This window comes from Mycobacterium sp. E2989 (assembly GCF_001667595.1).
GTDB lineage: Bacteria > Actinomycetota > Actinomycetes > Mycobacteriales > Mycobacteriaceae > Mycobacterium.
The window spans coordinates 29,749-44,260 of record NZ_LZJX01000119.1; the positions used below are offsets into that span (position 1 = coordinate 29,749).

Genomic DNA, 14,512 nt, shown 5'->3' on the forward strand with positions numbered 1-14,512 from the left:
AAGGTGAGCACGTATGGATCTCAACGAGACTCGCGAGAGAATCATCTACGAAAAAGAAGGGCCCATCGCCCGGGTCACGCTGAACTGGCCGGAAAAGGCAAACGCCCAGGACCAGAAGCTGGCCGAAGAGGTCGATGCCGCGCTCCTGGACGCCGACCGCGACTACGACATCAAGGTGCTCGTCCTGAAGGCCAACGGCAAGGGCTTCTGCTCGGGACACGCCATCGGTAACAACGCGGTCGACTACCCGGCGTTCGTCGAGGGCGCCAAAGTCATGGGCACGCCGTGGAAGCCGCAGGCCGACCTGTTCGTCAAGCCCGTGCTCAACCTGTGGGAGTTCTCCAAACCGACCATCGCCCAGGTGCACGGATACTGCGTCGGCGGCGGCACCCACTACGGCCTGACCACCGACATCGTCATCGCCTCCGAGGACGCCTACTTCTCCTACCCGCCGCTGCAGGGCTTCGGGATGCCGTCCGGCGAGTGCTCGATCGAGCCCTGGGTCTTCATGAACTGGCGGCGCGCGGCCTACTACCTGTACCTCGCCGAGGTCATCGACGCCAAGAAGGCGCTGGAGGTCGGGCTGGTCAACGAGGTGGTGCCACGCGACCAGCTCGACGACCGGGTGGAGGCCATCGCCCGCCACATCGCGCAGGCGCCGATGACCACGCTGTTGGCCACCAAGGCAAACCTGAAGCGGGCGTGGGAACTGATGGGCATGCGGGTGCACTGGCAGAGCTCGAACGACCTTGTCGCCCTGGCCTCCATCAGCAAGGACGTCCAGGAGCTGATCCAGACGGTCTTCCGGGACAAGGTGCTGCCGTCCGAGCAGGCCCGGCGCCAGGCCGCGGCGGCCGCGTCGACCGACGGCGCAACGGCCACTTAGGTTTTCCGCGGGGGCTCGCCGGTGAACATCGCCGACCACGCCACGAGGGCCGGGCAGGCGCCGGCCCTCATCGTCGCGGGCGGTGACACGATCTCGCACTCCGCGCTGTACGCCCGCAGCCAACGCGTCGCCGCCGCGCTGCACGACGCCGGGCTGCGCCCGGGCGACGGCGTGGCGCTGGCGCTGTCGAACCGGCCCGAGTTCCTCGAAATCACCTGGGGCTGCCAGCTTTCGGGCCTCTACTACACCGCGGTCAACACCCACTTCACCCCCGACGAGGTCGCCTACGTGATCGACGACTCCGACGCGCGGGCGGTGTTCGTGGACTCCGGCATGCCCGAGCTCGCCGCGCACGTGCGCGCGGCCAACCCGGCCGTCACCGTCCACCTCGCGGTCGGCGGCCACCTGGCCGGCTGGCGTGACTACGAGGACGCGCTGGCGGCGGCGGGCGACCCGCCCCCGGTGTCGGACGGGTCGGAGATGCTGTACTCGTCGGGAACCACCGGGCGGCCCAAGGCCGTCCGCCGGCCGCTGCCCGTCGACGGCAACGGCTCGTGGGCGCAGGCCGTGCTGGAGCTGGCGCTCACCCACAAGTACGGGATGACCCGTCAGAGCGTGTACCTGTCCCCCGCACCGCTCTATCACGCCGCGGGAGTGAACTACACGATGGCCGTCAACCGCGTCGGGGCGGCGGCGATCCTGATGCGCAAGTTCGACGCCGAGACCGTCCTGCGGCTGATCGAGACCCACCGCGTCACGCACGCCCAGTTCGTGCCCACCATGTTCGTGCGAATGCTCAAGCTGCCCAAGGCCGTTCGGGAACGGTATGACGTCTCGAGCCTGCGGTGCGTGATCCACGCGGCCGCGCCCTGCCCGGTCGACGTCAAACATCAGATGATGAAGTGGTTCGGGCCGATCATCCACGAATACTACGGCGGCACCGAGGGATTCGCGGGAACGACGATCGGCCCGGAAGAATGGCTCGCCCACCCGGGTTCGGTGGGCAGACCGATGTCACCGGTGCACGTCATCTCCGACGACGGCCAGGAGCTACCCGCCGGCCAGGCCGGCGAGTTGTTCTTCGAGGGCGGGCCCGCGTTCGAGTACTTCAAGGACCCCGCCAAGACCGCGTCGGTGTCCAACGACCGCGGCTGGCGCACCCTGGGCGACATGGGATACGTCGACGAGGACGGATACCTCTACCTCACCGACCGGTCCACGTTCATGATCGTTTCCGGCGGGGTGAACATCTACCCCCAGGAAATCGAGAACCTGCTGATCATGCATCCCAAGCTCGTCGACGCGGCCGTCTTCGGGGTCCCCAACGACGAGTTCGGCGAGGAGGTCAAGGCCGTCGTGCAGCCGGTCGACGGCGCCACGGCGGGACCGGACCTCGAGGCCGAGCTCATCGAGTACTGCCGGGCACACGCGGCCGGCTACAAATGCCCGCGCACCGTCGAATTCGTCGGCGAATTACCCCGGGACCCGAACGGAAAGCTGTACAAGAGGCGCATTCGTGAGCGTTACTGGCAGGGGCGGGCATCCCGAATCCTATGAGCGAGGGAATGGACATGGTGACCACCCGGAAAGTCAACGCCAACTGGACCCCACTGCCGGTCCCGCTGGCCGTACAAGCCGCCGACCGCATTCCCAAACAGCGGTACTACGACCCGGAATTCTTCGCGCTGGAGAAGGAACTGCTTTGGCCTCGGGTCTGGCAGATGGCATGCCGGCTCGAGGAGATCCCCAAGCCCGGCGATTACGTCGAATACGAGATCCTCGACGAGTCCGTGATCGTGGTGCGCCTCGACGCCGAAAATGTCCGCGCCTATCACAACGCCTGCCGCCATCGCGGCGTAAAGCTGGTGGAGGGCAACGGTAATCGGCGCACGTTCGTGTGCCCGTTCCACGGGTGGTGTTGGGGTATCGACGGACGCAACACCTTCGTGCTACGGCCCGAGGAGTTCGACGAGCACAACCTGGACCCGGAGGATCTTCGGCTGGTTTCGGTTCGATGCGAGCTCTGGGGCGGATGTGCGTGGATCAACCTCGACGACGATGCCCCGCCGCTGCGCGACTGCTTCGAGCCATTCGCATCGATCTACGACGCCTGGAGGGTGGAGTCGCTGCGCGTCGAGTGGTGGCAGTCGTGCCGGCTCCCGGTGAACTGGAAGCTGGCGACGGCCGCGTTCATGGAGGGCTACCACGTCCCGCAGACCCACCCCCAGTTGTTGCCGTCCAGCATGCCCAAGCAGCCCGACGCCGCCAAGCCACCGGGACTGGCGCGGACCAACCTGTACTTCATGCGCACGCTGGGCGAAGGCATGGCGGGCATGACGCATGAGAACGACGTCCGCATCGCCGAGGGCCTGCAGGACATGGAGCTGCCGGCCGACCCGGCCGCGGCGATGGCCCTCTGGCGCAGCACCCTCAACGACGCGATCGTCCACTGGCATCGGGCCCGGGGTTGCGACATCCCCGACCTCAACGAGCTGGAGCGGCGCGGCATCACCGAGGCCATCAATTTCGCGTTCCCGCACTACTTCCTGCTCCCGCAATACAGCAGCGCCTCCTCGTATCGGATCCGCCCGCTCGGCCCCGAGGAAACGCTGTTCGAGATCTGGTCGCTGACCCGCATCCCACCGGAGGAGATCACCGGCCGGCCGACACCGCCGGAGCCCATGGCACCCGACGACCCGCGCTGGCCGCCGATCCCCGCGCAGGATTTCTCCAATCTGCCCAGACAGCAAAAGGGATTGCACTCCAAGGGGTTCGAATACATGCGCCTGTCCAGCCGAATCGAAGGCCTGATCTCCAACTTCGAACGCGTCATCGACGGGTTCCTCGCCGGCCTGCCGTATGAGGCCCTGGTGCCGGCCATCCAGAAGACCAACACCACCATCGACGTCCCGATCGCCGATCTCGGCCTGCACGCGACGTCGGAGGCACGATGACGACCCGGTGGGATCGCTGTGTGGATCTGCTCATCGCGGGCAGCGGCGGGGGCGGCATGGTCGCGGCGTTGGCGGCGCTCGACTCCGGAATCGAGCCCCTGGTGATCGAGAAGCAGCCCCTGGTGGGCGGTTCCACCGGACTCTCCGGCGGCATGGTGTGGCTGCCGAACAACCCGTTGATGCGCGCCGACGGCATTCCAGACTCGCACGAGGACGGCCTGGCGTACTTCGACGACGTCGTCGGCGACATCGGCCCCGCGTCGTCCCCGGCCCGCCGTGAGATGTTCCTGACCGCCGGCTACGAGATGATCAACTTCCTGACCCGCAAGGGCGTCCGGTTCGTGCGCTGCCCGGGCTGGAGCGACTACTACCCAAACCACAAGGGCGGCAACGAGGCCGGTCGCGCCATCGAATGCGTGCCCTACGACGCGGCCGCCCTGGGCAGCTGGCACGACCGGGTCCAGCCCTCGATGGCCAAGAGCTACGGCGGGTTCGTCCTCAAGACGAACGAGCTGCGTTCGGTGCAGTACTTCAACCGGTCGCCGCGAGCCTTCGCGGTGGCCATGCGGGTGTTCGCCCGCACCAGGGCGGCGCGGCTGCGCCGCCGGGAGATGCTCACCAACGGCGCGTCGCTCATCGGCCAGATGCTCAAGGCGCTGATCGATTTGCGCGGCGAGCCACCGATCTGGACGGGCGCGGCCATCGAGGACCTGATCGTCGAGGACGGGCGTGTCGTCGGGGCGCGCGTCGCGCGCAACGGCACCGCGCTGAACGTCGGGGCCCGCAAGGGCGTCCTGCTCGCGGCGGGGGGTTTCAGCCGCAACGCCGACATGCGCCGCCGCTACAGCGGCGAGCAACCCAACGAGGGCCTGTGGTCGATCGCGAACGCCGGCGACACCGGTGAGGTGCTGCAGACCGCCATCCGGTTGGGCGCCAAGACCGACCTGATGGACGAGGCCTGGTGGCTGCCATCGGTTTTCATCGCCGACGGTGGAGACGCCGCCCGGGCGCTGGGCAGCGGCCGGCAGCGGCCCGGCGCGATCTACGTCGACGGAACCGGCCGGCGATTCTGCAACGAGTCCAACTCCTACGTCGAGGTCGGCAAGGCGATGTACGCGAACAAGGCGGTGCCGTGCTGGATGGTCTTCGACGAGGGCTACATCGGCCGGTACGTGTCGGGCGCCAACCCGTTCAAGAAGCGCAGCCTGCCCGAGGAACTCATCACGCGGGGCGCGGTCATCCGGGGCCAGACCGTCGGCGACCTCGCGCGCCAGATGGGCGTGCCGGCCGACGCGCTGGAGCAGACGATCAAGCGCTTCAACGGTTTTGCGGTCAAAGGCCTCGACCCGGACTTCGGGCGCGGCCAGTCGGCGTACAACGACTGCCTGGGCGATCCGGGGTATCGCCCGAACGCCGCCCTTGGCCCCCTCGCGCGGCCGCCGTACTACGCCACCAAGGTCGTTCCCGCCGACGTCGGGACGTGCGGCGGGGTGATCACCAACGAGCACGCCCAGGTGCTCGACGAGGACGACTGCGTGATCGACGGGCTGTATGCGACGGGCAACATCACGGCGACGGTGATGGGCCGCAATTATCTGGGCGCCGGCGGCAGCATCGCCTACACGATGGTGTTCGGCTATGTGGCCGCCCGCCACGCCGCCGGCCGGCGGCTCGCCGGTGAGCGAAACCGCTAGAGATCGCGGGCAGACGCAGAATCGCCCAATCGCACGCCGAAAGATGCGACTTTGCGTCTGCTCGCGCTAGGGATTTTCGTCGCGGCCGACGAAATCGCGCGGCTTCATGCCCGATTGCTTCAGCTCGGCCCGCCGCGCCTGGACGTCGGAGGCGGCGCCGACCATGTTCGTCAGGATGTGGCTCACCTGCAGGTGCACCCGCATGCCCATCAGTTCCCAGGCGCGCTTGACGTTGTTCTTCACAGCCATCAGCGTGGTCAACGGGATTTGGGAGATCTTGCGCGCCATCTCCTCGACGACGTCGTCGAGGTCGTCGCGGGGCACCACCTTGTTGAGCAGGCCCCAGTCGAGCGCCTCCTGCGCGGAGAGCGTGGGGGCCAGCAGCAGCCAGTCCATGGTGCGATGCCAGTTCATCAGCAACCACGGCTCGATCATCGTGTGCCCGCCCGGCTCGCCGAGGCTTTGGGCAAGCGGCATCTGGAAATACGCGTCCTCGGACGCGACGCAGAAGTCGGTGAGCAGGCCGAGATAGATCCCGCCGCCCATGCAGTAGCCGTGGATCGCGGAAATGGTCGGCTTGGGAAACTCCCACAGGTACAGCGTCGGCCACAGGAACAGGTCGGCGGTGCCCTTGTACAGATCCTCGAACGTCTCGCCGAAGTCCGGATACGGATTCTCGTCGGGTCCCCAGCGAGCCACGTGCCCGCCGCAGAACCCCTTTCCGTTGGCCTTGAGGATGACGACCTTGATCTCCTTGTCCCGGTCGGCCTCGTGCAGGCACTCGTCGACTTCGGTTACCAGCACCGCATCCTTGGTGTTGGCCTTGTCGACCCGGTTCAGGATGATCCGAGCGATCGGCGGTTCGCGCTCGTAGATGATGGCTTCCAGGACCCGCCGCTCCATGCGCGTGACCTTACCCGACACGCCGATCGGCAGGATGGGAAAAGACACGCCGCATCGGGCGCCGCAGTTGCGCGATCTTCCCGCGGCCGAGCGCGGATTCGTTGGACAATGGACCGCGGTGCGGCTGGGTTGCCCGCGACCGCAATTGATGATCGCGACGGCGAGTGGAGGTTTCATGGCGACTGCCCGGGACCGGGTGAACCAGCTCGACTTGGTGGCCCGCCTCAAGTCCTCCTACCCCGAACTCCCTGATGCGCCAACGCCCGACCTCATCGATCACGACCGCTTCGCCGCCTATACCAAGACCCCGCACGATGTCGGGGGCGAGCCGGACGCCCCGTTGAGCTTCGAGAACAAGCAGTACGAGATGTGGGAAGAGAACACCTACGTCATGTGCGAGCTGCTCGGCTGGCGCGGGATCTGGCTGTCGGAGGAACGGCGCAGGATGGGCAACGTCGATCTCGGCCGCACCATCTATCTCGGGCTGCCCTATTACGGCCGGTGGCTGCTTGCGGTGGCGCGCGTCCTCGTCGAGAAACACCACATCGGCCTGAGCGAGCTGGCGGAACGAATGGCCGAAGTCAAGGCGCGCTATGCGGGCGGGCTGCAAGGCAGGGCCTTGGCGGCCGAGCCCCGCTGCGAAGGGGATCCCGAGGGGGTGCGGCGCAACGAGCACCACCTCCACGCCGTCGGCAAGGGCGATCCGCAGGTGTATGCCGGACAGGCCGGCCCCCCGAAGTTCGCAGTCGGGGAAAGGGTTTCGGTCCGGGAGCTACCGGTGCTGTTCTACACCCGCACGCAGGAGTATGTCCGGGGCGCCACCGGGGAGATCGCGGCGGTCTCCTACGAAAGCCCCGCGGCCGAGGACGAGACGTGGGACGCCCCCGATCAGAAACCCGAATGGTTCTACATCGTTCGGTTCAACCTCTCCGAGCTGTGGGACGGCTATACCGGGCCGGCCAACGACACGCTGCAGACCGAGCTCCCCGAGCGCTGGCTCGAGGCCGCAGGCTAGTCCCGCCCCGTCGAACGTGCCCTCATCGAATCGCGAAAGGACTTCCAGCATGGCCGATCACGACCACGATCACGACCGCACCGCCGCGCCGATGGTCGACGAGGTCACCGACTTCGAAGTCCTCGAGATCGCGTTGCGCGAATTGTGCATCGAGAAGGGCATTTTCACGGCGGAGGAGCATCGCCGCTTCACCGAGTACGCCGAACAGATCGGTCCGACGCCGGCCGCCCACATGGTGGCCCGGGCGTGGCTCGACCCGGACTACAAGAGGCTGACGCTGTCCGACCCGCTGGCGGCCAGCAAGGAGGTCGGGGTCGACTGGTTCGAACCCACGGGTTTCGGAACACCCAGCGACTTCACGGCTTTTCACGTCCTCGAGGACACGCCCACCCTGCATCACGTCATCGTGTGCACGCTGTGCTCGTGCTATCCGCGGCCGATCCTCGGCAACTCACCCGAGTGGTACCGGACGCCAAACTTTCGCCGCCGCATCGTGCGCTGGCCGCGCCAGGTGCTCGCGGAGTTCGGCCTGTATCTGCCGGAAGACGTCGAGATCCGGGTCGAGGACTCCAACCAGAAGCACCGCTTCATGGTGATGCCCGTGCGGCCCGAGGGAACCGACGGCTGGACGGAGGACCAGCTGGCCGAGATCGTCACCCGCGACTGCCTGATCGGTGTCGCGCTGCCCAAGCCCGGGGTGACGACGAACGCGATCATCCAAACCCGCCCCGCCACGCATCCCGTCCAACATTGATGGAGCCGAACGTGAGCACGCCCGCTGAGCCGGCGATCGCACCGCTGAGGAAGATCGTCGAGCGCAACCAGGTTTGGAGTCGGATGGCGGCCGAATACGGGGTGGACAATCCCGTACCGCCGTGGAAAACCAGCCTCGACGGCATGTGCGACGCCCTCGACCGAAGCCCTTGCGGCCCGGACGTTTTGAGCTTCATTGACCGGCGCAACGAAGAGGACGCCCTGTCGGCGACCGTGTACGCCGGCCTCCCCTATCCGGAGAACCGCTTGATGGCGCTGGCGCACTCGCTCGTGGCGCGCGGCGTCATCGACGAGGACGAGTTGGCAAGGCGGCTGGAGGCGGTGCGCGCCAGGCTGGAATCCTGACGTCACGCCCGCGCCAGCAACCAGGCCTGACCCTCGCCCTCCCCGGCGGCGACCACGTCCAGTTCGGTAAAGGCCGCCATGAGCTCCCCGGCGGCCGCGCGAAACGGCCCGGGGGCGGCCCCGACCTCACTGAGCACCGCCATCGCCAGCAGCCCGCCGGGCGCCAGCCGGTCGATGATCGCCCGGTCGAGGCGCCGGTCGCGGAATCGGTGGCACAGAATGACGTCCACCGGCGGCCCGGCCGGGAGCCCGTCGTCCAGGTCGGCGGCCTCGAAGCCGCACCGATCGCTCACCCCGGCCCGCCGGGCCAGGTCGCGCGCCTGGCCGACCGCCACCGGTGACACGTCCAAGCCGAGCACCCGCAGCCCACGCCTCGCGAGCCACACCGCGCCGAGCCCGGACCCGCACGCGAGATCGAGAGCCGTTCCCGCAGTGGGCAGTACGTCCGCGTGGGGGGCCAGGAATTCGGGCGGCCCCACCGCCTCCACCGACGGCGGTGTCTGGGTCGCGTACCGCTCGTCCCAGCGACGCCGGTCCGCCTCGGCCATGGTCGCCACTCTAGAGCCAACCGCTTCGCGCCTGATTCTGGACGGCTGTCCGCAAATCACGCCAGCGGACACCGGGCCATAGCGGAGAACGCCTTCCTACACTGGACGAGTGTCTAGAGATGCGGCGCGGCGATCGGACCGCCGGCCGGGGCAGACGATCCGCAAGGTCCTCGACGCCGGGCTGGCGGAGCTGCGCGAGTCGTCCTACGCACGGCTGACGATGCGCTCGGTGGCGAGCCGCGCCGGAGTATCGCCGGCCAGCGCCTACACCTACTTCCCGTCCAAGAGCGCGTTGGTGGCGGCGGTATACCTGCGATTCCTGCGCGAGCTGCCGGTGCACACCGACGTCAACGACACGACGAAGACTCGGGTCAGCGCGACGCTGCGGGACATGGCCGTCGTGGTCGCCGACGAGCCCGAGCTGACCGCCGCCTGTGGCGCGGCCCTGATGGCGGACGACCCGGCGGTCAAGCCAATTAGGGAGCAGATCGGCCACGAGGTGTCCACGCGGATCGGCGCCGCCCTCGGGCCGGGCTGGCCCCGCGCCGTGAAATCCACGCTGCAGATGACCTTCTCCGGCGCCCTGATGACGGCCCGCTTCGTCAGCTTCGACGAGATCGCGGGGCAGCTCGACGAGGCCGTCAACCTCATCCTGGGCGCATCGGTGGCCTAACCGGCGGCGCGGCAACGGATTAGCGGCCCGCGGATCGGGCTTTCCGCCGCGCCCGACGCGTGGTGCACATCCGGACTGATCAGCCCCCTGAAGAGGCTATTATCCAGCTGTGGGGTTCACCGACTACGGGTTTGCCGCTCGTTAGATGCGCAGTCACGGTTGGGCAGGAAACACGCCCGCCTCCGACGAGGAGGCCATCGAGCGCATCCTGGATGCGGCCGACACGATCGTCGACGAACGCGGCTCCGCACTCCGGATCGCCGACGTGGCGCGGGCGCTCGGGGTCACCCGTCAGACGGTCTATCGATACTTCCCCGGCACGCAGGCGCTGTTGGTGGCGTCGGCGATGCGTTCGGCCGACGGCTTCCTGGATCGGATGGCGGCCCACCTCGGGGGCGTGACCGACCCGGTGGTGGCCATGACCGAGGGCCTCGCGTTCGCCATCGAGGAACTGGCCTGCGACAACCAGGTCGAGTTCGTGCTCAATCAACGCAGGGGCCACAAGGTCTCGATCGTGTCGGACACCGCCCTGGCATTCGGCCGGTCGATGCTGCACCGCTACGACATCGATTGGGAGAGCTACGGTTTCGACGACGCCGGCCTCGACGAACTGAACGAGTTCAGCCTCCGGTTGCTGCACTCGTTCCTCACCGACCCCGGGCGGCCCGCGCGCAGCGGTGCCGATCTGCGCCGATACCTCACCCGTTGGCTTGGGCCGGCGATCGCCTATCCGCAGATCATGCGCGCGATGGACGCACTGCAGGGCCCCGCGCCGCAGCGCACGCGACGGCGCCCTTCCAAGGCATCCTGACCTGCGTCTGCGAGCGGCGTTGACGACCACCGGAAGGAGCGGGCATGGCGGGCCTGGGACAGATCGCACTCAATAGTGCACCCGTTTTCGGCGGCGCCATGCTGGCCATCGCCGCAGGGCAGTTCAGGGGGCCGGACTATCGCGGCCTGATCGCGCAGGACATGGACTTGCTGGAACGGCTGCCGCCCGAAGCCGCCAAGCGGCGCGCCGATTTGCAACGCAGCATCGACGCGCGCATCGACGACCTGGTCGCGATCGCGGACCGGAATCAGGCGCTGCGCAGGGCGGCGCTGTCGTACCGGGGGAACTGGCGCGACATGGTGCTCGTCATCTGCGCGGTGCTGTTCACCATCGTCTGGTGGGACGTCGACCACAGCAGGGGCAATTGGCTGCCGATGTTCGTCTTGCTGATCCTCCTCACCATCGTGAGCGCCGTGTATGCGTTTCGCGGCGCGCTGCGCGTCGCCACGTCGTACCTGCACCGACGACACGCCCCGGGCGGGGACACGCCGGGGTAGCCCCGGCGTCGGCCGCAACCGCATAACGCGCGCACTTTGTCACCCTGTGACAAAATCACGCTGTGCAGGCGAACACCCTCGGCAAGCTGATTTGTGCTGTCCTTCTACCCTTTTCGGCGCTCACCGTCGCTCCGGTCGCGGCCGCCGAACCGTGCCCCGATGTCGAGGTGGTGTTCGCCCGGGGCACCAACGAGCCGCCCGGCGTCGGCCGGATCGGCCAGAGCTTCGTCGACACCCTGCGCTCCCACGTGGGCGGCAGGTCGGTCGGCGTCTATCCGGTCGACTACCCGGCGACCACGGACTTCCCCCGGGCCGCGGACGGCATCAGCGACGCCGGGGCGCACGTCGAACACATGGCGGTGTCCTGCCCCAGAACCCGGATGGTGCTGGGCGGATACTCGCAGGGCGCGGCCGTGATGGGTTTCGTCACCGAAAGCGCGATGCCGGACGGGGTGCACCTGGTCCGGTCGCTGCAGCCGATGCCGGCCGAGGTCTCCAGCCACGTGGCCGCGATCGCGCTCTTCGGAAAGCCATCGAGCCAGTTCATGAGCATCCTCAACGAGCCGCCCGTGACGATCGGCCCGCAGTACGCGGGCAAGACCATCGAGTTGTGCGTGCCCGGCGACCCGGTGTGCTCGGACGCCGGGAACCCGGTCGCCCACCGCCAGTACGTCGAGGCGGGCCTGGTCGACCAGGCGGCCGACTTCGCGGCCGGTCGCCTCTAGGCGGGGGCGCCCGGCGTCACCGCGGCCCGGCCTCGAGGACCTCGAGGGCCGCATCGACGTTGGGCATGATCGTCGGGCCGTAGCTGTTCACCAGCTGCCCGAGCGCGCGGGCGATGTGCGGCCCGACGGCGCCGGCGGCGAGCACCTCCTCGGCCAGGACGATCCCGTTGACCACGTGCGCGGCGCTCAGGCGGCCGTCGGCGGTCACCTCATAACGCCAGTCGCCGATCTGCACCCGCTCGGGCTGAGACCGGAAGAAGCCCCGCCGCGCGGGGACCAGGATCACCCCCGGAACCCCGCAGAACACCCGCAGCACCAGCCCGACTCCCCCGGGCCCCGCCAGGGCCGTCCCGACCGCCTGGCCGACGCGCTGGTGATCGAGGGTCGTCATCAATCGCTCATGGGCAGGACGAACGACGGGGTCAGCGTTTGCGCCTCACCGCCGCGCCGCACCGCGGTGCCGGCCACGTAGAACTCGACCGTGTGGTGTCCCCACGCGTAGTTCGAGATCGCGAAGTGCACGCCGACGACGCCGGTTCCGCCGTCGCGCTCGGCCTCACTTTGCATCCGGGACATGGCCAACTCCCGGGCCTGGTAGCTGCCCTGCGTCCACTGCGGCATCTCGGCGTTGCGTCCAACCTGGCTCAGGGTGCGCAAAAACCCTTGCACGGCAATGTGAAACACGCAGTTTCCCATCACGAACGCCACCGGGGCGAATCCGGACCGCAGGAGGGTCGTCAGATCCTGCCCGGACAGGTGGCTGGTGAATGCTTGCCCGTTGGGGCGCCGGTAGGCGCCGGGCTTCGCGACGTATCGCACCGCGGTTCCAACGGCGATGAACTCCAGATGCTCGCCCTCGCCCTGATGGCGCCATTCGAGACGGACGCCGACCACGCCGTCGGCGCCCAGCGAATCGGCCTCCGCCTGCATCCGCGACATCGCATTCCAGCGCGCGCGATAGGTCGCGTCGGTTAGCACGGGAAGTTCGGATTGTTGCCGGATCCCGGTGAACTGGTAACCGACGTGGTAGACGGAGACGCCCATCACGAGTTCGATCGGCTCGAACCCGGCCCCGTGCAGCAAGGCGAATTCGTTGATCGACAGATCGGAAGTGAACACTTTGCCTGCATGCGACAGCCGTTCGCTGGCCACGGGGTCGAGCGGGTTCGGTTGCATTGTCAAAACACCCTCCTGCGGTTCGCAGGACAGCGTAGGCCGCCCGCACCCACAACGTGCGACTTCGGGGTGGATCGAGGGCGAAATCACGGTGCGCTGACGACGCCGCGCCCGGCCCGGCGCGCCGCACCCGCGACGCGCCGGGATCGGTTTGCTGCCAATCGGTGGTGGCCGGCTCAGCGCGCGGGTTGCGCGGCGCCGATCATCTTGTGCAGGTCGTCAATCGACCAGGGTTCGGCCTCGTGGTGGTCGCGGTAACCCAGCAGCCGCGGTGCCGGCCGGTCGAAGCGGCCGACGAATCCGCCTGCGGCAACCAGGATTTGGCCCGTCACCGCCCGGGCCAAGTCGCTCACCAAATAGGCGTAGACCGGGGCCACGAAGGCGGGCGGCGCGCTGTCCAGCGAGGCGCGCATGGTCATTTCGTCCAGCAGCCCCCGGCGGTGCAGGTCCGCGATGTGATCCTCGTACTCGGCGCCGCTGGACAGGCGCGTCCTGGCCCCGGGACACACGACGTTGGCCCGCACGCCGTGCGCCTTGAGTTCGGCGGCGATCGCCATGGTCAGGGCGTTCACCGCGCCCTTGCCCGCGGGATAGCCGGTCCCGCCGTAATCACCCAGAAACGCGACCGAACTGGTGTTGACGATGGCCCCGTGGCCTTGGGCGGCCATGACGCGTGCCGCCGCGCGGCACGTGTGGAACGCCGTCCCGAGGTGGGCGCTGATCAGGCGGTCGAAGTCCTCCGGCGAGATGTTCAGTATCGAGGACCCGGCCGGCTCGGCGATGCCGGCGCAGTTGATCAGGGCGTCCAGCCGCCCGTGGCTGCGCAGGCAGTCGTCGACCAGCGCACCCGCGATGCGCTCCTCGTCCGCGGGACCGACCACCGCGCTGGCCCGCCCGCCGGCCCCTCTGATTGCGACGACGGTCTCCTCGACCGCGTCCGCGTCCCGCCCGTTGACCACCACGCCGGCGCCGAGCGCGCCGAGCAGTTCGGCGACCGCACGCCCGATCCCGCGGCTACCGCCGGCCACCACCACTGCGCGCCTGTCCAGCAGGCGGGCACCCGCGCCTGCCATCAGGGGAGCCGTAATGCGTTGGGCGCAAACCGGTCTCGGCGCACGCAGAGACCCGGTCGCGGGAGGGTGGTCACGAACACTAGGCGAACAGTACCCAGCCCCCACGGAAATGAGAACCGCGGCCGGCGCAGCTACGGCCGCGGCGAGGGTCCGGCGTTCTTGCGACCGCGGCCTGGATATCTGCCCGCGGTTCGCCGCCGTCCGGTCGGTTCACAACGGAAACTGTTCAAAAACTATCTGAATCGAGTTGGGGCAAGCGATCGCGGGCGTCCGCGATGGGGCGTATAGTCACCAGTGAAGTCCGTTATGGACGTGTCGCCGTTTAGCTCAAAGCGGCCTGTCAGCCGCACTGCTGCTGAGCACATGGCTCCGGCGAAAACCACCTCGAGTCATCTCATTGGTAGCCCTGCGTGTTGG

16 protein-coding genes are annotated in these 14,512 nt (G+C 68.3%); 11 read left to right on the top strand and 5 right to left on the bottom strand.

Annotated features, from left to right (window positions below):
• Nucleotides 1–13 precede the first annotated feature (13 nt).
• The 4 genes from A5680_RS21320 to A5680_RS21335 are packed head-to-tail and all read left to right on the top strand — an operon-like array spanning nucleotide 14 to nucleotide 5,534.
• Nucleotides 14–886, top strand: coding sequence for an enoyl-CoA hydratase-related protein (locus A5680_RS21320; protein WP_067822849.1), 873 nt, complete (start codon nucleotides 14–16; stop codon nucleotides 884–886).
• Nucleotides 887–907: 21 nt separating this feature from the next.
• Nucleotides 908–2,443 (top strand): acyl-CoA synthetase, encoded by a 1,536-nt coding sequence (locus tag A5680_RS21325; RefSeq protein ID WP_067822852.1) that lies wholly within the window; start codon nucleotides 908–910, stop codon nucleotides 2,441–2,443.
• 8 nt (nucleotides 2,444–2,451) lie between these two features.
• Entirely contained in the window at nucleotides 2,452–3,840 is a 1,389-nt protein-coding gene (locus A5680_RS21330) for an SRPBCC family protein (protein WP_067823098.1), read from the top strand.
• Nucleotides 3,837–5,534: an FAD-binding protein gene (locus A5680_RS21335; RefSeq protein WP_067822856.1), complete on the top strand. Its 1,698-nt coding sequence runs from the start codon at nucleotides 3,837–3,839 to the stop codon at nucleotides 5,532–5,534. Before A5680_RS21330 ends, A5680_RS21335 begins: the two co-directional genes overlap by 4 nt.
• A gap of 66 nt (nucleotides 5,535–5,600) precedes the next feature.
• Here the strand turns inward: A5680_RS21335 and A5680_RS21340 are convergent, their stop codons facing one another.
• Nucleotides 5,601–6,437, bottom strand: coding sequence for an enoyl-CoA hydratase-related protein (locus tag A5680_RS21340; RefSeq protein ID WP_055402174.1), 837 nt, complete (start codon nucleotides 6,435–6,437; stop codon nucleotides 5,601–5,603).
• Between the two features lie 175 nt (nucleotides 6,438–6,612).
• Here A5680_RS21340 and A5680_RS21345 point away from each other — a divergent pair, with 175 nt between their 5' ends.
• The 3 genes from A5680_RS21345 to A5680_RS21355 are packed head-to-tail and all read left to right on the top strand — an operon-like array spanning nucleotide 6,613 to nucleotide 8,571.
• Nucleotides 6,613–7,452, top strand: a complete 840-nt coding sequence (locus A5680_RS21345) for an SH3-like domain-containing protein (RefSeq protein ID WP_067823101.1) — start codon at nucleotides 6,613–6,615, stop codon at nucleotides 7,450–7,452.
• Between the two features lie 49 nt (nucleotides 7,453–7,501).
• Nucleotides 7,502–8,206 carry a thiocyanate hydrolase subunit gamma gene (gene scnC / locus A5680_RS21350; protein WP_067822859.1) on the top strand — a complete coding sequence of 235 codons (705 nt, stop codon included), beginning with the start codon at nucleotides 7,502–7,504 and terminating at the stop codon, nucleotides 8,204–8,206.
• Nucleotides 8,206–8,571, top strand: a complete 366-nt coding sequence (locus A5680_RS21355) for a thiocyanate hydrolase (protein ID WP_067822862.1) — start codon at nucleotides 8,206–8,208, stop codon at nucleotides 8,569–8,571. The genes scnC and A5680_RS21355 overlap by 1 nt, the downstream gene beginning before the upstream one ends.
• Before the next feature lie 2 nt (nucleotides 8,572–8,573).
• Here the strand turns inward: A5680_RS21355 and A5680_RS21360 are convergent, their stop codons facing one another.
• On the bottom strand, nucleotides 8,574–9,119 hold the full coding sequence (locus A5680_RS21360) for a bifunctional 2-polyprenyl-6-hydroxyphenol methylase/3-demethylubiquinol 3-O-methyltransferase UbiG (RefSeq protein WP_067823103.1): 546 nt from the start codon (nucleotides 9,117–9,119) through the stop codon (nucleotides 8,574–8,576).
• 109 nt (nucleotides 9,120–9,228) lie between these two features.
• Between A5680_RS21360 and A5680_RS21365 the strand changes: the two genes are divergently transcribed.
• From A5680_RS21365 to A5680_RS21380, 4 genes are all read left to right on the top strand, one after another.
• Complete coding sequence (locus A5680_RS21365; protein WP_055402166.1) at nucleotides 9,229–9,792, top strand: TetR/AcrR family transcriptional regulator; 564 nt, start codon at nucleotides 9,229–9,231, stop codon at nucleotides 9,790–9,792.
• A gap of 145 nt (nucleotides 9,793–9,937) precedes the next feature.
• Nucleotides 9,938–10,603, top strand: coding sequence for a TetR/AcrR family transcriptional regulator (locus A5680_RS21370; RefSeq protein ID WP_067822865.1), 666 nt, complete (start codon nucleotides 9,938–9,940; stop codon nucleotides 10,601–10,603).
• A 44-nt stretch (nucleotides 10,604–10,647) separates the two neighbouring features.
• Nucleotides 10,648–11,121 (top strand): hypothetical protein, encoded by a 474-nt coding sequence (locus A5680_RS21375; RefSeq protein ID WP_055402162.1) that lies wholly within the window; start codon nucleotides 10,648–10,650, stop codon nucleotides 11,119–11,121.
• A gap of 86 nt (nucleotides 11,122–11,207) precedes the next feature.
• The gene (locus A5680_RS21380; RefSeq protein ID WP_067823105.1) at nucleotides 11,208–11,846 is read left to right on the top strand and encodes a cutinase family protein; all 639 of its coding nucleotides are present in this window, start codon (nucleotides 11,208–11,210) and stop codon (nucleotides 11,844–11,846) included.
• 16 nt (nucleotides 11,847–11,862) lie between these two features.
• On the opposite strand, the gene A5680_RS21385 is transcribed toward A5680_RS21380, so the two are convergent.
• From A5680_RS21385 to A5680_RS21395, 3 genes are all read right to left on the bottom strand, one after another.
• Nucleotides 11,863–12,237, bottom strand: a complete 375-nt coding sequence (locus A5680_RS21385) for a DUF5073 family protein (RefSeq protein WP_067822869.1) — start codon at nucleotides 12,235–12,237, stop codon at nucleotides 11,863–11,865.
• A complete protein-coding gene (locus tag A5680_RS21390) occupies nucleotides 12,237–13,022 on the bottom strand; it encodes a heavy metal-binding domain-containing protein (protein WP_055402158.1) in 786 nt (261 codons plus the stop codon). Before A5680_RS21390 ends, A5680_RS21385 begins: the two co-directional genes overlap by 1 nt.
• Before the next feature lie 176 nt (nucleotides 13,023–13,198).
• Nucleotides 13,199–14,095 carry an SDR family NAD(P)-dependent oxidoreductase gene (locus A5680_RS21395; protein ID WP_067822872.1) on the bottom strand — a complete coding sequence of 299 codons (897 nt, stop codon included), beginning with the start codon at nucleotides 14,093–14,095 and terminating at the stop codon, nucleotides 13,199–13,201.
• Nucleotides 14,096–14,512 lie beyond the last annotated feature (417 nt).